The 20,893-nt window shown below is 72.0% G+C and carries 20 protein-coding genes; 12 read left to right on the top strand and 8 right to left on the bottom strand.

All coding sequences use genetic code 11. From position 1 onward, the window contains the following. Positions 1–38: 38 nt before the first annotated feature. A complete protein-coding gene (locus DFJ69_RS35035; protein ID WP_211328782.1) occupies positions 39–629 on the top strand; it encodes an FAD-dependent oxidoreductase in 591 nt (196 codons plus the stop codon). A 160-nt stretch (positions 630–789) separates the two neighbouring features. Beyond that, the gene (locus tag DFJ69_RS35030) at positions 790–957 is read left to right on the top strand and encodes a hypothetical protein (RefSeq protein ID WP_211328780.1); all 168 of its coding nucleotides are present in this window, start codon (positions 790–792) and stop codon (positions 955–957) included. 758 nt (positions 958–1,715) lie between these two features. On the opposite strand, the gene DFJ69_RS26785 is transcribed toward DFJ69_RS35030, so the two are convergent. Next, the gene (locus DFJ69_RS26785; protein ID WP_116026952.1) at positions 1,716–3,014 is read right to left on the bottom strand and encodes an MFS transporter; all 1,299 of its coding nucleotides are present in this window, start codon (positions 3,012–3,014) and stop codon (positions 1,716–1,718) included. A 224-nt stretch (positions 3,015–3,238) separates the two neighbouring features. Between DFJ69_RS26785 and DFJ69_RS26780 the strand changes: the two genes are divergently transcribed. The 4 genes from DFJ69_RS26780 to DFJ69_RS26765 all read left to right on the top strand — a co-directional run bounded on the left by DFJ69_RS26780 (position 3,239) and on the right by DFJ69_RS26765 (position 5,924). Beyond that, positions 3,239–3,598, top strand: a complete 360-nt coding sequence (locus DFJ69_RS26780) for an ArsR/SmtB family transcription factor (protein WP_116025140.1) — start codon at positions 3,239–3,241, stop codon at positions 3,596–3,598. A 356-nt stretch (positions 3,599–3,954) separates the two neighbouring features. Then, the gene (locus tag DFJ69_RS26775; protein WP_116025139.1) at positions 3,955–4,554 is read left to right on the top strand and encodes a hypothetical protein; all 600 of its coding nucleotides are present in this window, start codon (positions 3,955–3,957) and stop codon (positions 4,552–4,554) included. A gap of 94 nt (positions 4,555–4,648) precedes the next feature. After that, the gene (locus tag DFJ69_RS26770) at positions 4,649–4,999 is read left to right on the top strand and encodes a hypothetical protein (protein ID WP_147312418.1); all 351 of its coding nucleotides are present in this window, start codon (positions 4,649–4,651) and stop codon (positions 4,997–4,999) included. A gap of 31 nt (positions 5,000–5,030) precedes the next feature. Next, entirely contained in the window at positions 5,031–5,924 is an 894-nt protein-coding gene (locus tag DFJ69_RS26765) for a ferredoxin reductase (protein WP_116025137.1), read from the top strand. A gap of 91 nt (positions 5,925–6,015) precedes the next feature. On the opposite strand, the gene DFJ69_RS26760 is transcribed toward DFJ69_RS26765, so the two are convergent. Further along, positions 6,016–6,747 (bottom strand): GntR family transcriptional regulator, encoded by a 732-nt coding sequence (locus DFJ69_RS26760; RefSeq protein ID WP_116026951.1) that lies wholly within the window; start codon positions 6,745–6,747, stop codon positions 6,016–6,018. A gap of 740 nt (positions 6,748–7,487) precedes the next feature. Here DFJ69_RS26760 and DFJ69_RS26755 point away from each other — a divergent pair. Both DFJ69_RS26755 and DFJ69_RS26750 read left to right on the top strand, forming a co-directional pair. Further along, positions 7,488–7,874 (top strand): hypothetical protein, encoded by a 387-nt coding sequence (locus tag DFJ69_RS26755; protein ID WP_116025136.1) that lies wholly within the window; start codon positions 7,488–7,490, stop codon positions 7,872–7,874. A gap of 166 nt (positions 7,875–8,040) precedes the next feature. Next, on the top strand, positions 8,041–9,006 hold the full coding sequence (locus tag DFJ69_RS26750) for an alpha/beta hydrolase (RefSeq protein ID WP_116025135.1): 966 nt from the start codon (positions 8,041–8,043) through the stop codon (positions 9,004–9,006). Between the two features lie 418 nt (positions 9,007–9,424). Here the strand turns inward: DFJ69_RS26750 and DFJ69_RS26745 are convergent, their stop codons facing one another. Continuing rightward, positions 9,425–9,706: a hypothetical protein gene (locus DFJ69_RS26745; protein WP_147312417.1), complete on the bottom strand. Its 282-nt coding sequence runs from the start codon at positions 9,704–9,706 to the stop codon at positions 9,425–9,427. Positions 9,707–10,276: 570 nt separating this feature from the next. On the opposite strand from DFJ69_RS26745, the gene DFJ69_RS26740 reads away from it, so the two are divergent. Both DFJ69_RS26740 and DFJ69_RS26735 read left to right on the top strand, forming a co-directional pair. Continuing rightward, positions 10,277–10,642, top strand: a complete 366-nt coding sequence (locus tag DFJ69_RS26740) for a VOC family protein (RefSeq protein ID WP_116025133.1) — start codon at positions 10,277–10,279, stop codon at positions 10,640–10,642. Between the two features lie 70 nt (positions 10,643–10,712). After that, positions 10,713–11,093, top strand: coding sequence for an ACT domain-containing protein (locus DFJ69_RS26735; RefSeq protein ID WP_116026950.1), 381 nt, complete (start codon positions 10,713–10,715; stop codon positions 11,091–11,093). Here DFJ69_RS26735 and DFJ69_RS26730 read toward each other — a convergent pair whose 3' ends face one another. Genes DFJ69_RS26730 through DFJ69_RS26710 form a run of 5 tightly spaced genes read right to left on the bottom strand, consistent with a single transcriptional unit; the run spans position 11,094 to position 15,815 of the window. Further along, the gene (locus tag DFJ69_RS26730; protein WP_116025132.1) at positions 11,094–11,921 is read right to left on the bottom strand and encodes an ABC transporter ATP-binding protein; all 828 of its coding nucleotides are present in this window, start codon (positions 11,919–11,921) and stop codon (positions 11,094–11,096) included. Next, positions 11,918–12,937, bottom strand: coding sequence for a FecCD family ABC transporter permease (locus tag DFJ69_RS26725; RefSeq protein WP_211328778.1), 1,020 nt, complete (start codon positions 12,935–12,937; stop codon positions 11,918–11,920). The genes DFJ69_RS26730 and DFJ69_RS26725 overlap by 4 nt, the downstream gene beginning before the upstream one ends. Beyond that, positions 12,934–13,935, bottom strand: coding sequence for a FecCD family ABC transporter permease (locus DFJ69_RS26720; protein ID WP_116025131.1), 1,002 nt, complete (start codon positions 13,933–13,935; stop codon positions 12,934–12,936). The genes DFJ69_RS26725 and DFJ69_RS26720 overlap by 4 nt, the downstream gene beginning before the upstream one ends. Further along, complete coding sequence (locus DFJ69_RS26715; protein WP_116025130.1) at positions 13,932–14,933, bottom strand: ABC transporter substrate-binding protein; 1,002 nt, start codon at positions 14,931–14,933, stop codon at positions 13,932–13,934. The genes DFJ69_RS26720 and DFJ69_RS26715 overlap by 4 nt, the downstream gene beginning before the upstream one ends. Positions 14,934–14,969: 36 nt before the next feature. Next, positions 14,970–15,815: a siderophore-interacting protein gene (locus DFJ69_RS26710; RefSeq protein ID WP_116025129.1), complete on the bottom strand. Its 846-nt coding sequence runs from the start codon at positions 15,813–15,815 to the stop codon at positions 14,970–14,972. 639 nt (positions 15,816–16,454) lie between these two features. Between DFJ69_RS26710 and DFJ69_RS26705 the strand changes: the two genes are divergently transcribed. Both DFJ69_RS26705 and DFJ69_RS26700 read left to right on the top strand, forming a co-directional pair. Then, entirely contained in the window at positions 16,455–17,468 is a 1,014-nt protein-coding gene (locus tag DFJ69_RS26705) for a trypsin-like serine peptidase (RefSeq protein WP_170177784.1), read from the top strand. 122 nt (positions 17,469–17,590) lie between these two features. After that, the gene (locus DFJ69_RS26700; protein WP_116025127.1) at positions 17,591–20,878 is read left to right on the top strand and encodes a S8 family peptidase; all 3,288 of its coding nucleotides are present in this window, start codon (positions 17,591–17,593) and stop codon (positions 20,876–20,878) included. Positions 20,879–20,893: the final 15 nt, after the last annotated feature.

Genomic DNA, 20,893 nt, shown 5'->3' with positions numbered 1-20,893 from the left:
ATCGACGGGCCGTCATCCTCGGCCGACCAGGAGAACCGATGAGCGACAACGCCGACCAGACGGTCGCGGGGTGTTGCGGTCCGAGCATCCGAGACGAGGACGCCGAGCGGTCCGTCGACGCCGCGTTCACCGGTCTGCGGACCGAGTCCGACGCCGGACGCGACCTTGTGGACGTCGACGGCGACCCGAGTCCGCCGGTGGTGGTGATCGGCGCGGGTCCGGTGGGGTTGGCCGCCGCCGCGCACCTGGCCGAACGGGGGCTGGACTTCCTCGTCCTGGAGGCCGGGGACCGGGTCGGCGCGGCCATCGCCGAGTGGGGCCACGTCCGCCTCTTCTCCCCCTGGCGCCACGACACCGACACCGCCGCCCGCCGCCTCCTGGAGCCCACCGGGTGGACGCCCCCTCCCGGCGACGCGCTCCCCACCGGCGACGAACTCCTGCGCGACTGCCTGACGCCCCTCGCGGCCGTCCCCGCGCTGGCGGGCCGGATCCTCACCGGCACGCGGGTCGTGGCCGTGACCCGCGACGGCATCGCGTCACCCGCACCGTGGGCCGCGAGGAGCGCCCGTTGCTGGTCCGCACCGTCACGGCGGACGGCACCGTCCGGGGCGTACGGGCCCGGGCGGTGATCGACGCGTCCGGCACCGGTGGGCGGTCCAACCCCTCGGGCACTCCGGCCTGCCGGCCCCCGGCGAGGAGCAGGCCGCGCCTTACACGGCGGGGCCGCTGCCCGACATCCTGGGCCGTGACCGCGAACGGTTCGCCGGACGCCGCACGCTGGTCGTCGGCATGGGACACTCCGCCGCCAACACCCTGCTGGACCTCGCCGAACTCGCCTCCACCCGGCCGGGCACCCGCATCACGTGGGCGATACGCGGCCCCTCCCCCGCCCGCCTGTACGGAGGCGGCGACGCCGATGGGCTACCCGCGCGCGCGCCGCCCTCGGCACCCGTCTAGAGAACGCCGTCCGAACCGGCGTCATCGAACTGATCCCCGGGTTCACCATCACCGGCTTCACCGCACCCGACGGGGCCCCGCCGCCGGTCGCCTGCAGGTGGCCGGCACGGCTCCCGACGGTGACATCGCGCTGGCCGTCGACAACGTCGTGGCCGCCACCGGCTTCCGACCCGACCTGGACATCCTCCGCGAGGTCCGCCTCGAACTGGACCGCGCCACCGAGGCCCCGGTGAAACCGGCACCGCTCATCGATCCCGACTTCCACAGTTGCGGCGCCGTTCCCCCTCACGGTGAAAGGGACCTCGCCCACCCCGAGAAGGGCTTCTACCTGGCCGGGATGAAGAGCTACGGGCGGGCGCCCACGTTCCTCCTGGCCACCGGGTACGAACAGGTCCGCTCCATCCTCGCCGCCCTCGCCGGCGACCGCCGAGCCGCCGAGCCGCCGACCAACTCGACCTCCCGGAGACCGGCGTCTGCATCACCGACCCGACGGCCGGCGCGGAGGCGTCCCCAGAGGCCGTCGACTGCTGCGGCAGCACGTCCGTGCCCCAACCCGTCTCCCTCGGCCTCGGCGTCCCCGTCGGGCGCGGCTTCTCTGCCGGGCAGGTCCACGGCCTCTCCGGCGAGAACGAGCCCGCCGACGCCTGAGGGCATCCCGCGCATCCCGACACGCCAGAGGTGGCGATCCGACATGACGTTCGGGCCCGCCGCTCCCGCCGTTCCGGTCCCGCGCCGTCCGCATCGTGCACGGAGAGGCCTCACCTCGGGAGCCGTACGTCGGGAACGGGCGTGCTCGGCGTTCGGGGCACGCTGCCCGCAGCGAGGACGGCGGCGAGCGCGGCGACGGCGGTGAGGGTCATGAAGACGGCGGGATAGCCGCCGAGCGACGTGGCGAGCACGGCGCCGGCCCAGGGAGCGACGGCGGCCGCCAGCATGATGGGGGCCGCGAGGACGCCCGACAGCGAGCCGTAGAAGGCGGTGCCCCAGCGATCGCCGACGGCGGTGGCCTGCAGGAGCGTGGCGATGCCGCGAACGGCTCCGGCGAGGACCGCCAACGCGATCAGCAGGGCGAGCGGACCGGGCACCACGGCCACCGCCGCGGTGATCACCGCCGATGCCGCCAGCGTCCCCACGATGCGGGAGCGGACACTCGTACGGGCCACCAATGCCGTGTAGCCGAGGCGTCCGGCGACCTGTCCGACGCCGCCGAGGCCGAGCGCCCAGGCCGCCGCGGTGGGATCGGCGCCTCGGTGGACGAGGAGCGGTATCAGGTGGGTCAGGAACGCGTACATCGTGAACGCGGACAGGGTGAAGGCCGCGGCCAGCAGCCAAAAGGGCCGGCTGCGCACGATGGCGCGGAACTCCTCGTCCGCCGGAGGACCGGCGTTCCCGGTCCGCTCGCCGTCGCGTGGTCGTCGGCGGGCGGGTCTCTCCGGCCAGGGGCGGCTCAGGGCCCACGCGTGCAGGGGCACGGTCACCGCGGCCAGGATCGCGGCGAGGACGAGGTAGACGCCGCGCCATGACAGATGGGCGGCCAGCGCGTCGGTGAGCGGCGCGAACAGGGTGCTGGACAGCCCGGCCACCAGCGTCAGGGTGGTGATCGCGGTCAGATGACGGGGGCCGTAGTAGCGGGTGAGGGCGGCGAAGGCCGGTTGGTAGAGCACGGCGGCCATGGCGACGCCGGCGACGAGCCATCCGGCCGCGAACCACACCAGGCCGGGCGAGACCGCCAGCGACACGACCGCGATCGCGGCGACGACGGAACCCCCGGTGATGAGCCCTCGCGGGCAACGCCGATCGAGTGCGCGACCCACGGGTATCCCGACCACGGCGGCGACCACCAGTCCCGCGGAGAACGCGGCGGTCACGGCGGGAGCCGACCAACCGGTGTCCGCGGCGATCAGGGGCGACAGGACGGGGAACGCGTAGTACAGCACGCCCCAACTGGTGATCTGGGTGACGCACAACGCGGCCAACACCCACGCCAGGCCATCGGCGTCCGCACCCCTTCGCGGGGCGACTCCGGTGGCCGCGCTCCGGGAACCTCGAGTGCTCACGGACTTCACGTGTCGGTGTGCTCGAAGCCGTCCGGGTCTCGGTGGTCGCCGCCGGTCGAGCGACGTCCGGGGCGGGTGCTCTCCGTCGGGGTCGTGGGCTCGTTCATGCGGGCCTCCCGAGTGTTCGGACGCGGCGACGCCTCGCGCCCTTGCGGGCTTGCTTCGATAAGCATCGAAGCAATTGCGAGCTTGCACTATGGATAGATAGATGTCAAATTAGAGCTATGTCCGACTCGTCGGGATTCGATGTGGGCAGGCCCTGCTGCGCCCCGCTGAACGGCCCCCTCCTGACCGAGGTCGAGGCGACGGGGTTGGCCACGGTGTTCAAGGCGCTGGCGGACCCCGTCAGGCTGCGTCTGCTCAACATGATCGCCTCGGCCGACGACGGCGAGGCCTGCGTGTGCGACCTGACCGGACCGTTCAAGCTCACCGCGCCGACCATCTCCCACCATCTGAAGGTGCTGCGCGAGGCCGGCCTCATCGAAGGCCAACGACGCGGAACGTGGGTGTACTACCGGGTCGTGCCGAAGGAGCTGACCCGGCTTTCGAGCCTGTTCGACCTGCAGGCGCTCACACCCGCCTGACCTCGCCGAGTCGTAGCGTCCAGGCGGAGCCGCAGGCCGGACGGGCCCTTTCCGTTGCCGCCGTCCGGCGGTCGAGGCTCGGCCGGAGCGATCCTCCGCACAGGCGTCGGAGTTCCGGTGCGAGACGCGCTCAGCGGCGTGGCCGCCGCAATCGCCGGTAGGTCGCCGTCCTTTTCAAGATCCTCCGCCGCTGAGGGCCGGGCGGCGGTTGTCAGGCCGCTGACGAAGCGCGCCACCGAGATGCGCAGCCAATGCACAGGAATTGGGACAGTGTGTGGTACAGAATCTGGTTCGCGCTCGGAACAGAAGCCCGTCCGGCGCACAGACCGATTCCCACCCTTGTCGGAGGTCTCGTCATGCAGTTCCGAAAGATCGGCGTCAGCGCCCTGGCCTGTGCCCTCTCCACCGCCGGCGTGCTGGCGGCCACCGCGACGCCGGGCCACGCCGCACCGTCGAAGCACACCTACGCCACCACCGCCCAGACCCGCATCACCGGGCTCGGCGCCGACTTCACCCTCGGCCCGGGCCGGGCCGACGTGGACGCAGACCTGGCCACCAGGCAGATCTCCGCCGATTTCACCGTGCCGCCGGCCCGCAGCGCGTTCCCGATGTTCGGGTTCCTGCCCACCCACGCCACCTTCGAGATCACCCAAGCGGCTCCGCTCCAGGGCACGCTCGAGAACGGCGCCGCCGCCGTCTCCGGAAAGGTCGACATCCAGATCACCGAGGTCGGCCACCTCGCCCTGAAGATCCCGCTGAAGAACTGCAGGACGACCGAGCCCGCGACCATCTCCCTCACGTCCCAGGGCACCTTCGACCCCGCCACCGGCGGCACCCTCACCGGCACGTACCGCATCCCCAAGGTCGCCGGATGCGGAATCGACACGCCCATCATCAACGCGCTGGTCGCCGGCAAGGACAACCCGCTCAGCATCAAGCTCAGCGTCGAGGGCTGACCCCTCCACGGCGTATTCCGCAGGGGCGGGCGGTGAGGAAAGGGACGTCGTGCCCCGCGCCCCCACGGCCCGTCCCCTCGGAGGATTCTCAGTGATGTTCGCCGCCCGCACCGCCATCGTCATGGCCCTGCTCGTACCGGCGCTCTCGACGGTCGCCTGCGGAGCCGATGACCGCGCCCCGCTGTCCGCCACGCCGGGCCCCTCGGCCCCACCGGCCGTACCGACGTCCCTTCCCACGTCCCCGAGGACTCCGGCGGGATCCCCCGATCCCCAGCCGAGCGTCCTCGACGCGCTGACGGCCTGCATGCGCGACCGCGGGGTGAAGATCCCGGGCACGTTCCAGGAGTGGACTCCGCCTCCCGGATACGACCCGGCCAAGGCGCAGGCGGCTTTCCGGGAGTGCCTCGCGGTCCTCGATTCCGGCGCATCCGGACCGCCGAAATGACATGCGAGATCGATTTCCGAGGAGGACGAGCATGCATCTCGTGCGGGGAATCATCCGGCCCCCGAGGAACGCGTCGCGGCTCTCGGCCGCCGCGCGGCGGCTGACCACGCCGCTGCTGCCCGAGGACTGTCTGGGCATGATCAACCCGCTGTGGTCGACCACGCGGCCCCGCGGCCGAGTCGAGGCGGTGCGCGCCGAGACCGCGGACTCGGCGACGCTGGTCATCCGGCCGGGACGAGGGTGGCCTCGGCATCGGCCCGGCCAGTGGGCCAGGGTCGGCGTCGAGATCGACGGCGCCCTGCACTGGCGCGCGTTCTCGCTCTCCTCGCCGCCACGCCCGAACGGCCGCATCACGATCACCGTGAAGGCCGCGCCCGACGGTTTCGTCTCTCCGCACCTGGTACGGCACACGCCTCCGGGCGCCCTGGTGCACCTCGGCCTTCCCCACGGGGAGTTCGTTCTGCCCGCCGTGCCACCACGGCGGGTCCTGTTCGTCACCGCGGGGAGCGGCATCGCCCCGGTGATGGCCATGCTCGCCCACTTGGCCGCCGCCGGAATGCGCACCGACACCCTGCTGATCCACACGGCTCCCACCCGTGATGACGTCATCTTCCGCGGGGCCCTGCGGGCCATGGCGGCGCGGTTCCCCAAACTGCGGCTCTACGAGCGCCACACGCGCGAGCACGGCAGGCTCAGGGCCGCCGAGATCCCCGGCCTGTGTGCGGACTGGGCACGTCGCCCCACCTGGGCCTGTGCTCCGCCCGGCCTCTTGGCCGACCTCACGCGGCACTGGGACGACCACGGCATCGGCACCGCACTTCGCACCGAACGGTTCCAGACCTCCGTGGACGAGGCGACGCCGACGTCGGAAGGGGCCGCTGGGCGTACGGCGGGGGCACCCCCCTCTTGGAAGCCGGGGTACTGATGCCCGGCGGCTGCCGCACCCGCCTCACCGTTCGTTCCCTTGCGGGACGGAGCCGATGCGGTGAGGGAGCCGTCAGGGACCACCGCCTCGGCTAGGAGGCGGCCTTGAGACGTGTGCGCAACCGGTCGAGCGTCTCGACGTGCCAGTCGTCCAGCAGTGTCAGCGTGGCGGCGGCCAACTCGGCATCGGCCGTCTCCCAGGCGGTGATGACCTGTCCCCACCACCACGCGTGCTGCGACGGATCGCTGTAGAGCGCGTCGACGACCTCGGGGACCTCGCTCAGCAGCGCGCCCAGGGAGTTGAGCACCGCCAGCGAGATGCCGTGGCCGAGTGTCGCGCTGCTGGTCCGCAGGATGTGGAGCACGGCCCGGTGGACCTCCGCGGACGTCACGTCCGGGTCGGTCGCCAGCAGCTCCAGCCGCTGCAGCGCCCGCCGCACCGAACGGGCGTCGTACACCGACGGATCAACGGTGACCTTCCTCATCGCCGCGTCATAGTAGAGCCGCAACGTCTCCAGGATGTCCTGGACGCTGCGGACGATCAGATCGGGAAGCCTGCTGGAGAAGCGGAACAGATAGCGCCAGACCTCGATCCCGCCGTAGAGCTCGATGTCGCGCACCACGATGCCGACCCCACGGCGAGGCTCCACGAACCCCGCTCCCCGCAGCCGTTCCAGCACCACCTGCACCGTCGACGGATTGATGTCGTGGTCCTCGGCCAGTCGACGAATGGACGGCAGGCTCTGCCCCGCCTCCAATTGCCCCGAGGCGATCTGAAATGCGATCTTGTCGGTCACCTCGTCCACCACGGTGCTGCGTGTCACGGTTCCCCTGCCCTCCTCCAGATCGGCGGCCGACGTCCGGACGGTCGGGCGCCGCTCCGGTGAACCATCCACGGTGGGGGACAGTGTACGGATCGTTCTCGCGTTGGGGCCAAGGGCGAGACGTCCTTGGGCGGACCCGTTTGTGACGCCACGCCTTGTCCGCGTTCGCTCCGCCCGGACGACCGGATCCCGTTGAGGCGGTTCAACAGCGCCGAGCCGGCGACCTTGCCCCGGTCGTGCCGCGCACCGCTTGCAGGGAACGAAGCGCCGCCCGGGCCACCTCGTCAACGCCGCCCGGCCCGAGGCATCGGCCGGGAACGAGAAGCCGCCGGCTCCAGGCCCGCGCGGTCCTCTCACCGGCAACCGGGCACCGATCGGCGCTCGGTGATGCGCACCTAGTGAGGGTCACGGTTGCCGGAACGCTCACTTGTCCCCCTTCTGTCCCAATAGGTGTCCCATACACACTTTGGTTCAGCGTTCGGCTTGGAACATGGTGAGGTCAGGCATGGTCGTGATGGAGTCCTTCGCCCGCCGGCGGCGCATGACCCGAGGTGTCCCGACGGCGCGCCCGGCATTGAGTCGCGGATCGGACCGCGCCGACCGCACGTGGCCCTGCTGCCCCACTTCGAGCCGTCCCCGCGCCATCGGCGGCGTTCACGGGACCGGCGTCCGAACTCGCACATCGATGCCCGGCCGGCCATGGACGGGCCGTCAGGACCTCACCGGAGGAATCCGCTCCCATGTCCCCACACCGCGAACCTCCCTCGGCCGTCGGCACGGACCCGGCCGAGCAGTTCGACCACACCGCCTCGGACCCGGCCTTCGATCATCTGCGGGCGGTCTCCGTGAAGGCGGCCGCCCGTGGTCTGCGGACCGCGCTCACCTCGATCGGGCGGCATCCGGCCCTGCGCGTCACCCATCCCGGGGACCCCGACATGACCGGTGAGGTGGTCGCCGAGCCGGGGGTGCCCCCGAAAGCCCATCACGGCACCTGGTGGCTGCGGTGGACCTGGGGTGAGCGCATCGCCCAGATCGGCGCCGACGAGGACTACGACCATCTGCTGGAGCGTGCGGCCGACGTCATCGCCGCCGACCTGGGACTGATACCGGCTCGATGGACCGCGTGACCGCCGGCCGACCTGAACGCCTCGTGAGGCGAACGGAGCTTGAGCAAGGTCCGGCCGACACGTCCTCAACAGTCGGATCGGCCTCCGGGCCCCACGCCCCCATGAGCACGACCACTCGTTCTCCGCTGACACCGCGCCCTACCGAAATCGAAAGGTCAGACGCCCCATGAAGCACCTTGCCCTCGTCGCGCTGTCGTCCGTTCTGGCGTCGGTGGCGATACTCGGCGCGACCCGTGCCGGTGCCGCCGCCGCCGAGATCCCCGCCGTCACCGAGACCTGGCTGAACTCGCGAACGCTGGACCTGTCGTTCCGTTCGGCCGAGGTGAACGAGAAGGTCGGGGTGCGCGTGCTGCTACCGCAGGGATGGTCGCGTACGCCTGGGCGGACCTGGCCGGTGGTGTACGCCTTCCACGGCGGCAACGAGACCTACACCGGCTGGAGCACCAAGACCGACATCCTGAAGCTGGCGGCCCCGCACGACCTGATGGTGGTCATGCCCTCCGGCGGCAGCAACGGCAGCTACGCCGACTGGTGGAACGACGGGAAGGGCGGGACCCCTCGCTGGGAGAGCTTCCACACCCGCGAACTCCCGGAGATCATGGCCCGGTACGGGGCCGGCGATCGCCGCGCGGTCATCGGGGCCTCGTCCGGCGGCCAGGGCGCCATGGTCTACGCCGCCCGCCACCCGGGCATGTACCGCCACGCCGCCTCCTTCAGCAGCCCGACCCACATCACGATGGACGGGATGCGCGCGGGCATCACCTTCATCAACATGCTGGGCCTGGGCGCCGACGCCTTCCGGATCTACGGCAGGCCCGGCCGCGACGACGCCAACTGGCGGGCCCACGACCCCTACCACCTGGCCGCCGGGCTGCGCGGCACCGGCCTGTACGTCTCCAGCGGCACCACCGGCCTCAACGGTCCCCACACCCCACCCGGCTCCATCTGGCGGCTCACCCAGCTCAGCGAGGTCCTCGTCGGCCGCATGAACAAGGCGTTCGTCGCCCGCCTCAACGAACTCGGCATCCCCGTCACCTCGCACATCTACGGCCACGGTTGGCACGCGTGGCCCGAGGTCAACGCCGAGCTCAAGAACGCCTGGCCACTGATCCTCCGCTCCCTGACCACCTGACCAGACCACCTGACCAGACCACCTGACCCGCACGACGCGCACGCCTGCGCATCACGTGGCACATGCCCGCACGATGCGCCACACCTGCGCATCACGTGGCCCATGCCCGCACGATGCGCCACGCCTGCGCATCACGTGGCCCATGCCCGCACGATGCGCCACGCCTGCGCATCACGTGGCACATGCCCGCACGATGCGCCACGCCTGCGCATCACGTGGCACATGCCCGCACAACGGTCCGCGCATCTGGGATCAGCGGCCTCCGGCCCTTCCCGCCGCGCGCCGCCGTCCTCGCCTTGATCGCCGACGACCGGCCGACGCCACGACGGTGACGTCGGAGATGTCCGGACCGGCCGACGCCACGACGACGGATCGGCCGAGGCTCACGCCGCCCACCGCCGAGCGCCGGAGATCGAGGTCAGGGGATGAGCGCCCACAGCGCCTGACGCTCACTGCCCCAGTCGTCCGACACGCAGTACCACTGCGACCACCGGCCGGCGGCCTGACCGTCCCGGCCCGCCCGCCTGCACGTCTCCCGGTCGGGGTACGCGGCGATGTAGCGATAGTCCGCGACGGCCTGCCGCGTGGGGCGCGAATCCGTGGGCGCGCCCGCGGCGGGAGTGGCGCACACGACGCCGGCGGCGCACACGATGCCGGCGGCGGTCGCGGTCGCGACGACCATGGCCGACAGACGGGACATCGTCACACGCGCGCGGGGACCCATGTCACCTTGAGTGACCGACGGCCGGTCATCCCTCCGGGACCGGCGCGCCCGTGTTCGCAGGGCGCTGCGCCGCTCGGTGTCGCGCCGGGCCCGTACGTCCATGCTCTGCGGTTCCATCGATGCCCCCGTTCGTTCACGCCCTGCGCTCTGTGCCGGGATCCGACCCCGAGCATGACCATGTGTATCCAATACGCGACTCTTCGTGTAAGTGGCGAGAAGGTTAGAGAAAACAGGTGCATCCCGGCGTTGCGGAGGTACTCGTCCGTGCCGCCCGTTCGATCGCGGGCAGTGCGCCTCGTCGGGGTCGGTGCCGGTCGGACAGCTCTTCGGCGGGCCTCCCGCCAGAAGCGGCCCTGAACGGAGGTCGGCTCGCCCGCGCCGTGGTCCCGCGGTCAAGGCGGGTGTGTCGGGAGGGCTCGCCGTACGTCGAGTCGTCGTGGGCGTCGCGGTTCCCACGCGGTCGCGGTGCGGCAGGTGAGCGGTGACGGCGGTGGACGCGGACGGGTGGTCTCGCGTGGCGTCCCGCTGTCTGGGTAGCTTGCCGGCATGCAATTCAAACTCGAACTTGCCTTCGTTCCCGTCTCCGATGTGGACCGGGCGATCGCCTTCTACACCGAGAAGGCCGGGTTCAACCTCGACCACGACCACAAGATCAGCGACAGTCTCCGCTTCACGCAGCTCACCCCGCCCGGGTCGGCCTGCTCGATCGCCATCGGCGTGGGTCTGGTCGAGGCCGAACCGGGCACGCTCCCCGGCCTGCAACTCGTCGTCGAGGACATCGAGGCGGCCAGGGCCGAGCTCACGGGCCGCGGCCTGGACGTCGGCGAGGTCATGCGCGGCCCGGGCGGTGCCTTCGTGTACTTCACCGACCCGGACGGAAACCGCTGGTCCGTGCAGGAACCGGCGACCTGATCGGGCCGGCGGCCCGCCCTCGGGCCGCCGGAGAGGGGGCGCGCGGACCGGTTCCGATAGCTTGCCGACCATGTCCGTCTCACAGCGCTTGGGCGTCGTCCCCACACCGTTCCTCCTCGAGCACCTGCCGCACGCGACCCTCCCCGAGGACGACGAGTGGATCGGTCTGGTGCGGGCGCCCGAAGGGCTGACCGTGATCAGGGAGGCTCCGCACTACGTGGAGAACGACCGGTGGTTCGGCTTCTACGGCGGTGAGTCCCCACACGGGCCGGAGGCGACCGGCATGCTGGCGGCGCTCGTGGGTCCGCTCGCCGACGCGCGGATCCCGGTGTTCGTGGCATCGACCTATCACGCCGACCTGGTGCTGGTGCCGGAACGGAGGCTGGACGACGCCGTGACCGCCCTCACGACCGCCGGGCACAGGGTCGACTCGACGCCGGCGCGCGGGTGATCAGACCTGATCCCCGGACGCGGGCGCCCCACCCCTGCGGACCGGCTCTCGGGAGAGGGTCGGGACGACCATGGGGGTGCCCGTCACCGGGTCCGGGACGACCACGCTGGGCAGGTCGAAGACGTCCTTGAGCAGCGCGGCGTCCACGATGTCGGCGGCGGCCCCCTCGGCGACGATGCGGCCGTCCTTCATCGCGACCAGGTGATCGGCGTACCGGCACGCCTGGTTGATGTCGTGCAGCACCGCGATGACGGTGCGGCCCTCGTCGCGCAGCCGGGAGAGCAGGTCGAGCAGCCGGTACTGGTGGGTGATGTCGAGGAACGAGGTCGGTTCGTCGAGGAGCAGGTACGGCGTGCGCTGCGCGAGCACCATCGCGACCCAGACCCGCTGGCGCTGCCCGCCGGACAACCCCTGCACGGGCCGGTCGGCGAGGTCGGCGACGCCCGCGGTGTCCATGGCCTCGGCGACCGCGGACTCGTCCTCCGCCGACCACGTCGACAGCAGCGACTGGTGCGGGAACCGGCCCCGCCCCACGAGCTGCCGGACCTTGATGTCGTCCGGGGTCAGCGGATCCTGCGGCAGGAAGCCCAGCGACCGGGCGAGCGCCTTCGTCGGGTACGAGCCGACGTCGAGGTCGTCGAACCGCACGTTCCCCTCGGCGGGGCGCAGCAGACGGACGAACGCGCGCAGCAGGGTCGACTTCCCGCAGGCGTTGGGCCCCACGATCGCGGTGAACGCCCCGTCGGGGACGTCCAGGCCGAGTCGCGTGGAGACGACCCGTTCGCCGTAGCGCAGAGACAGTTCACGGGCACGCAGGCGTACGCTCACGCTCGCCTCACCTCCTGAGCGAGAAGCCAGATCAGATAGCACCCGCCGATCGCGGTGGTGACCACGCCGACCGGGAGCGAGACCGGCGCCAGCAGCATCTGGGCGGCCAGGTCCGCGCCCTGAAACAGCACCGCCCCGATCAGCGCGGCGGGCAGCAGGGGAACGCCCGGGGCCCGGGCGAGCCTGCGGCCGATCTGCGGTGCGGCCAGCGCGATGAACGGGATCGGCCCGGCCACCGCCGTCACGGTCGCCGTGCAGGCGACGCCGAGAAGCACCATCAGCAGCCGGAGTCGGTCCAGGCCGACCCCGGTGGTCACCGCCACGGCGTCGCCGAGGGCGGCCTGGTGCATGGCGTGGGAGAGGGTGGCCATCAGCAGCAGCGCGCCCGCGACGACCGTGAACGGGATCGGCAGGTCGGTCCAGTCGACGCCGTTGAGCGAGCCCGCGTTCCATCCCACGGCGGCGATCGCGACGTCGAGTTGGGCGCGCAGCACGATCCACGAGTTCACCGCGCCCACGATCGCGTTCACCGCGATCCCGACGACCACCAGGCGCAGGCCGGACAGCCCGCCGTCCATCGACAGCAGGGAGATGGCCGCCGCCACCAGCAGCCCGCCCAGCACCGAGGTCAGGGCGAGTTGGCCCGCCGTTCCCGACCACAGGGTCAGCGCGATCAGGGCGCCGGTGTAGGCGCCCGCGTCGAGGCCCATGACGTCGGGGCTGCCCATCGGGTTGCGGGTGACGTTCTGGAAGATCGCGCCGGCCACTCCGAGCGCGGCGCCGAACGCCGACGCGGCCAGCACCCGGGGCAGCCGCCAGTCACGGACGACGACCTCGAGGTCGCCCGTCCCGACGAGCGCGGCGAGCGCCTCGCCGGGGGTGGCCCAGGACGGGCCGTGGCACAGGCCGACGAGCGCGAGCCCGAGCATCATGAGCACCAGCACGGTCGACAACGTCACCGTCCGGCGTTCGACGGCCAGCGAGCGGCGTCCGGCGCGCAGCACGACGACGGTCACAGCGCCCTCGTCCCGTACCGTCGAACGGCCCAGATGAGCGCCGGGCCGCCGAGGAAGGCGGTCACGATCGCGACCGGCATCTCCCCCGTCGGCAGCAGCACCCGCGACAGCATGTCGGCCACCAGCAGCATGATCGGCCCGAGGACCAGCGCCCACGCCATGAGCCACGGAACCGAGTCGGGCACGATCCGCCGCGCGACGTGCGGCACGATCAGCCCGACGAACAGGATCGGCCCCGCCAGCGCCGTGGCCGCGCCCGTCAGGACCGTGATCAGAACGAGGGCGGCGCACCGGATCCGGACGACGTCGGCGCCCAGTGTCCGCGCCACGGTCTCGCCGAGCGCGACCGCGTTGAGGGCGCGCCCGAGCAGCAGCGCGCCGACGAGGGCGAGGACGATCACCGTCACGGGCAGGGCCACCGCGCTCTGCTCCCGGCCCGCGAGCGAGCCGACCGACCAGAACCGGTACCGGTCGAAGACGTCCGGCAGCATCAACCGCATCCCCAGGGAGATGCCGCTCAGCACCGCGCTGAGCGCGACACCGGCGAGCACCAGGCGCAGCGGCGACGACCGGCCGACCGCGTAGACCAGGCACGTCGCGAGCACCGCGCCGATCCCGGAGAGCATCAGTTCCCCGGCGGACGTGACGGCGAGCCCGAGCGCCCCGCCGACGGTCATGACGAACCCCGCGCCCATGGTGACGCCGAGGATGCCCGGCTCGGCGAGCGGGTTGCGCGACAGCGTCTGGATCAGCGCGCCCGACACGGCGAGGGCGGCGCCCACTGCCATGCCCAGGAACGCCCGGGGCACGCGCACGTCCCGAACGATCATGTGGTCGGCGGAGCCGTCGTAGGCCACCAGCGCCCGCACGGCCTCGACGGGCGGGACGGCCTGCGCGCCGACGCCGATGCCCGCCACGGCGACGGCGACGAGTACGGCGATCCCCGCGACGAGGGCCGCGACGCTCGTCGCGAGGGATCGCCGTCCGTCGCCCGTCACCGCTCCAACAGGGGCGCGAGCGCCTTGTCGATCGCGTCCAGGGTGAGCGTGGCCTGCTTGAACGTCGCGGCCTCGGTGTAGCGGAGCCCGTAGGTCCGCCCCGCCTCGACCGCCGGCAGGCCCTTCCACAGGCCCGAGTCGAGCACGTACTTGACGGGCGGCGGGACGGAGCCGTCCGCCATGAGCGAGTACGTGATGACGTCGGCCTGGGCCAACGCGGTCGGCAGCTCCTCGATGGACGCGTTCTCGCTGACGTCCTTCGAACCGCCGCCCTTCACCTTGACCCGACCGTGGTAGTTCGCGCCGACGTCGTTGGCGATGTTGGTGCCCCATGAGCCGTTGAACTCGCGCTGGAAGGTGCCCTTGTCGGTCTCGCCGTACGCGCCGACGTGGGCGAGCCTCAGCTTCGGCAGGACGTCCTCGTACTTGCGGGCCAGTGCGGCGGCCTTGGCGTCGTACCGGGCGCGGGTCGCGTCGAATCCCTTCAACGCGCCCGCGGCGTCGGCCTGGCGGCGGGACAGCTCACGCCACGCCTTCGGGACGGTCGGCCCGATCGCCACGACGGGCGCGATCGACTTGAGCCGGGCGACGTCGACGTCGCCGAGGATCGGGGCCGGGACGCCGATGACGATGAGGTCGGGCTTGGCCTTGGCGATGGCCTCGTAGTTGGTCTCGGCCGCCAGCTCTCCCGCGACCTTCGGTATCCGGTCGTAGGCGGCGCGGTCCTTGGCGTCCATCAGGGGCAGTCCGCGCTTCCAGGTGGAGATGCCGACCAGCGGCGCACCGGCCTCGAGCAGCGCGGGAACGGCGTAGCCGGTCGCGACGACGCGCTGCGGGGCGACCGGGATGGTGATGTCGCCGTTGTCCGCCTTGAAGACGCGGGTGGCGGCCTTGCCGCCGGACGCGCCGTCCTCGTCGCCGGAGGCACAGCCCGTCGCGGTCACGGCGAGTGCCAGCGTCAGGGCCGCGCCGAGACGTACCGCTCGACCATTGAACATGGGGGTTCCTCGGTATTCGGTGGGAGGTGTCGGGGGTCAGTGGTCGTCGTAGTTCGCGACGCCGTACTTCCAGTAGCCCGTGATGTCGTGGTCGCCCTTGGCGAGCCCCAGGTCGTCGCGGACCCAGCGACGCAGGGGCTTCAACGCGCCGGCCTCGCCCGCGATCCACACGTAGAGGCGTTCGCCGTCGGGCGGCCGGATCTCGCGGACGGAGCGTTCCAAGAGGTCGCCCGCGCCGGCGGGCGCCGCGCCCCGGTGCAGCCAGCGGACCTCGACGGCGGCGGGCGGGGACAGGTCGATCTCCTCGGAGGCGTCGGCGACCTCGACGAACGCCCATCCGGCGGCCGTCCGAGGCAGTTCCTCCAGCCATCGCGCGATCGCGGGCAGCGCCGTGATGTCCCCGGCGAGCAGGTACCGGTCGTAGGCGTGCGGCACGATCACCCCGCCGGGCGGCCCCGCCACGTGCACGACCGCACCGGGCTCGACGGCGCGCGCCCAGTCCGACCCGAGGCCCCCGTCGTGCAGGGCGACGTCCAGGTCGAGTTCGCCGGTCGCCGCGTCGTGGCGGCGTACCGTGTACTGCCGCGAGGTCGGCGACGGGCGCGGCCAGCGCAGCATCAACCCGTTCGGCTCGGGCGGGCGCACGACGCCGTCGGCGTCCGGGAAGATCAGTTTGACGTGCTCGTCGGGTGTGTGCGCCTCGAAGCCGGACGTGCCGGGCCCGCCGAGGGTCACCCGGAGCAGTCCCGCGCCGACCATGGCGGTCCGCAGGACCTCGGCCGTGCGGATCCGGATCGGGTAGGGCACCCGCTCGGCGCGTTCCCCCGCCCTGACCTCGACGATGCGCTCCAGATGGCGGGCCCGATGATCGATCCGTCTCATGCGGTGGCCGCGGGGATCGTCCGCGCCGGCTCGACGTGGTCGCCTTCCGCGTGTTCGGAGCCGGCGGCCCACGGATGGGGTGGACGGAATCGGCTGTTCATGGGGGGTCTCCCGTCGTCGGCGGTGTCGCGAGGGCGGTCACCGTGGTCGGTCGTGGCGCATCACGGCGACGGCCGCGCGCACGAGGAACCCTTCGCCGCGAGTGCCGACGCATCGACCGCTCTCTGCGTGAAGGTTAGGTAAGGCTAACCTAATGTGCCTTTCCGATACAAGATCAAAGTTAGGTGAGCCTAACCTCATGCGACCGATCGCCGCCGGTGAGGGGTCGACGCCGACGAGCGCACCGGCCCGTCCGGAGGACAGGGCTCCGCCACCGCCGGGTCGTCCCGGACCGTCCGGTGGATGCGGGAACCGAAGAGCGCGCCGAGCGCCGCGCGGGAGGAGGGAGTGATGACGCCGGTGGGCTCCGTCCACCCATCGCGATCGGAGATGATGCGCCGGCCACATCGGGTCAGGGTTATGACAGCGCCCACCGGAGTATCTATAAAGAGGGGAACAAAGAAAAGGATGTCATCCGCGCGGACGGCCGTCGATGGTTTCGCACCGTTCCATATTCGCGAACCGAAAGGGGAATGCCGCGTGGACGAGTTCTTGAACGGCGTCGTCAAGCGGGGCCGACGGGGCCGACGGGGCAAGGCGGCGGCGACCGCCGCGGCGATCGTGTTGGGCGTCGGGACGGTGGGGGTTCCGGCGGCGGACGCGGCTCCCCGCAGCGCCTCGCCGGCGTCGCGGATCTTTCAAGTGAGAGATCCGAGCGCGCCGGTGTCACGATTCAAGAACGGGCGCACCGTCGTGGGGCGCGCGTCCGAGGCGCCGCGGGCGGCGACCGGCACCCTTCCGGCGGCCAGGGGCACCGGAAGGCGGGCGCATTCGCGCGGCGTGGTCTTCACCCGCACGTTCCCCGAGAACGTGAGGATGCTCGATGACGGCGGGCTCCGCCCCACCTCCATCATCGGCCCCGACGGCCGGACCCCGGTCACGACGGGAACGACGACCTACCCTTATCGGGCCTCGGGCAGGCTCACGTTCGTCGCGCCCAACGGCATCACCTACGGGTGCACCGCCTTTCTTTACGATGACAACACCGTGGCGACGGCGGGGCAGTGCGTCCATTACCAGGGATGGAATACGAATTTCGTGTTCTGGCCCGGCCAGAACGGCGCCTCGACGCCGTACGGGTCGTGCGGCTGGCTCAGCGCCCATGTCCCCGCCGGCTTTCCGGACCCGGAGTACGATTACGGCGCGGTCAAGCTCGACTGCACCATCGGGAACACCACCGGCTGGCTGGGCCTGCGTTTTCAGAGCGCCTCGTACAACGGGACGCAGGTGAACATCGCGGGATATCCGACGGACAGGCCGACCGGCACCATGTGGCAGATGTCCGGGCCGATCGCGGCATCGACGGTGCGCCAGCTCTTCTACTCGATCGACGTCACCGGCGGCCAGAACGGCTCGGCCGTCCAGATGCCCGGCTGCGGGGGGTACTGCGCGATAGCCGTCCACGCCTACGGCCTGTACGGCGGATCGCCTTACAACCGCGGCACCCGGATCACGGACTCCGCCTTCAACAACTACACCTTCTGGGCCCTCTGAGCCCGTCGCGGAGCGCGCGGCGTGGCCGGTTCCGGCCCCCTCGGGTTGCCGATAGTCAGTTCAACTGTATATACAGTTGGACGAAGATCGGCTGATGCCCGCCCGACCCGAGGAGGACGGTTGTGACCAACCCACTGACGCACCGAAGGGGCGCCGGCGGCGTGCTGCTCGCAGGGGCCCTGGTGCTCGGCATGCTGCCGGGAACGGCGAGCGCGGAGTCCCCGCCCTCGCCGCCCGCCTCGATCCAGGAGCCGTCCTCGCACCGGGTGACCCTGGTGACCGGGGACACGGTGACCCTGCGCGGCGCCGCGATCAGCGTCCGGCCCGGCCCCGGCCGTTCCCGGGTCCGGTTCCAGCGGTCGATGCAGGACGGTCACCACCACGTGATCCCCTCGGACGCGCTGCCCCTGCTCGCCGCCGGCAGGGTGGACCGGCGGCTGTTCGACGTCACCCGGCTCGTGCGGTGGGGGTACGACGACGCGCGCCGCGCCTCGGTGCCGCTCGTGGTCGAACGCACGGCCGGGGTCTCCGCCGCCTCCGTCCCGGGTCTCAAGGTCAGCCGGAGCCTGCCGGGCCTCGGCGTGGACGCGGCCGAGGCGCCCAAGTCGGGGGCCGCGGACGTCTGGAGGCGGCTGACGTCCACCGCCGGTGTCACCAGGATCTCCCTGGACGGACGGCGGACGGCGCTGCTGGACCGCAGCACCCGGCAGATCGGCGCCCCGGCCGCCTGGAAGAAGGGCCTCACCGGCAAGGGCGTCACCGTCGGCGTGCTCGACACCGGCGTCGACGGCACCCACCCCGACCTGCGCGGAGTGGTCGCCAAGGCCCGCGGCTTCACCGACCGGGGCCCGTCGGTCGTCAAGGACGGGGACGGTCACGGCACGCACGTGGCCTCGACCGTCGCGGGCCGGGGAACCGCCTCCAAGGGCGCCTACCGGGGCGTCGCGCCCGGCGCGCGGGTCGTCTCGGCGAAGGTGCTGAACGACGAGGGGTCCGGCTACGACAGTTGGATCCTCGCCGGCATGGAGTGGGCCGTCACCCAGGGCGGCGCGAAGATCGTGAACCTGAGCCTCGGCGGCGAGGACACACCGGACCTCGACGTCCTCGAACGAGGCGTCAACACCCTCTCGGCCCGGACCGGCGCGCTGTTCGTCATCGCGGCGGGGAACGAGGGCGGGCATCAGACGATCTCCTCGCCGGGCAGCGCGGACGCGGCGCTGACGGTCGGCGCCATCGACCGTCGGGGCCTGCTCGCCGAGTTCTCCAGCCGGGGCCCGCGCGTCGGCGACGGAGCCGTCAAGCCCGACGTCACCGCGCCCGGCGTCGGCATCGCCGCCGCCCGCGCCACCGGGGCGCCCGCCGACGCGCCCGTGGGAACGCGGTACCAGCGCCTGTCCGGCACCTCGATGGCGACCCCGCACGTCGTGGGCGCCGCCGCGATCCTCGCCCAGCGGCACCCCCGTTGGAAGGGCCACCGGCTCAAGGCGGCCCTCATCGGCTCCGCCGTGCCGAATCCCAAGGCGAACGGCCTGCAGCAGGGCGCGGGCCGCGTCGACGTCCCCCGGGCGCTCGCGACGCGGGTCACGGCCTCGCCGGGCAACGTCTCCACGTACCTGCGCTGGGGGAGGAACGGCGCGACCCGCCAGGTCACGTACACCAACGACACGAACGCGCCGATCACCCTCCGGCTCGCCCTCAAGGTCGACCAGAAGGCGGGCGCCGGGGCGTTCAAGCTCGACCGCAGGACCTTGAAGGTGCCGGCCCGGGGCAGCGCCACCGCGCGGCTCACCCTGTCCCGCGGGAAGAACCGGCCCGGGGCCTACAGCGGCGTGGTCACCGCGACCGCTTCCGGGATCTCGGTCCGCACCCTCGTCGGCGTCCACATCGAGCCCAAGTCGCACGACGTCGCGCTCACCGCCGTGGACGATCGGGGGCGGCCCTCGTTCGGCAACATCACCCTGGTGAACAAGACGTCGGGCCGGACCTTCGACGCCTACTTCGACGGCTCGCTCAAGATGCGGGTCCCCGACGGTGACTACACGATGCACGGGACCGTCCTGCCGGAGGGCTGTGCCCCGGCGATGCTGTACAGCCGTCCCCTGAAGGTCACCGCCGACGCCTCGGTGAAGCTCGACGTCCGACAGGGCAAGACCGTCCGGACGACGCTGGACGACGCCACCGCCCGCATCGTCGGCCTGTGGGAGGTCGGCATGGCCTTCACCACGAAGCACGAGCACTTCGAGGAAGGAGTCCTCGCGGACTGCCCGCAGGGCGCGATGCGCGTCCTGCCGACGGAACAGCAGAACCTGCGCTTCCAGACGCGCACGACCTGGGAGAAGAAGGGCTCCACCGAAGCGGCTCCGAGCCCCTACCGCTACGAGCTGCGTGACTACCGGGTCGGTGGGCTGCCGTCGGACCCGATCTACCGGGCCCGCGCCGCGGACCTGGCGGTGGTGAAGACGATCTTCAAGGGCCAGGGCGTGCCCACGACCGCCTATCCCTGGCTGGGAGCCGAGTTGCCGGGCTTCGACTCCATGTCCTGGTCGGCGACCTCCACGCGCATGCCCTTCCGGCAGACGTACCACCTGACGTCCGACCCGCGCTTCCGCTGGCACCAGAGCCTGGAGTACGGGGCGAGCCGAGCGGACTCCCCCACCCTCAGCGGCGTGATCACCGAGCCGCCCCGGAGGTTCGTGAAGGGCGCCGCGTTCACGCAGACCTGGAACGCCGCCGTCATCGGTCCCGGGGTGACCGGCCATCTCGTGGACGCCTTCGCGCCGGAGCCGTTCGGGCAGCGTTGGCGCGATTCCCTCGCGATCGGGGCGTCCGGCGTGTTCGGTGACGGTGCGCCGCACCGCTACGGGCACGACCGTGCGGCCACCGGGACGATGAGCCTCGCCCGCAACGGCAAGGTCGTCACCACGAAGCCGCTCAAGGATGGTCTGCTGCTCGTGGACGTCCCCGCCTCCGCCGCCGACTACACGGTCACCACGTCCGCCAGACGGTCGGTGTCGTACTCGCGACTGGCGACCCGCGTCGACGCCGAATGGCGGTTCCGCTCCGCCAGGACCGCCAAGGTCTCGCCGCTGCCCCTGCGCTCGGTGGGCTTCGCGCCGAACGGCCTGGACGACCTCAACCGGGCGCGTCCCGGGTCCACCACGTCCGTGCCGATCTGGGTCGACGCCAACCAGGGCACCGGGCCGGTGAAGGTCACGACGCTGAAGGTGTGGTCCTCGGCCGACGACGGCCGCACCTGGCGGCGGGTCGCCCTGACCGAGGCCGGCGGCGGATGGACCACCGAACTCCGCAACCCGTCCTCGGGCTTCGTGTCCCTGCGGGCCGAGATGACCGACGCGTCGGGCAACTCGGTGAAGCAGACGGTCATCCGCGCCTACGCCATCGGGGGCTGACACTCCCCTCCACGA

Source organism: Thermomonospora umbrina (assembly GCF_003386555.1).
Classification (GTDB): domain Bacteria; phylum Actinomycetota; class Actinomycetes; order Streptosporangiales; family Streptosporangiaceae; genus Thermomonospora; species Thermomonospora umbrina.
The sequence above is the reverse complement of the archived record's forward strand: the minus strand, read 5'-3'. Positions and strand labels throughout refer to the sequence as shown.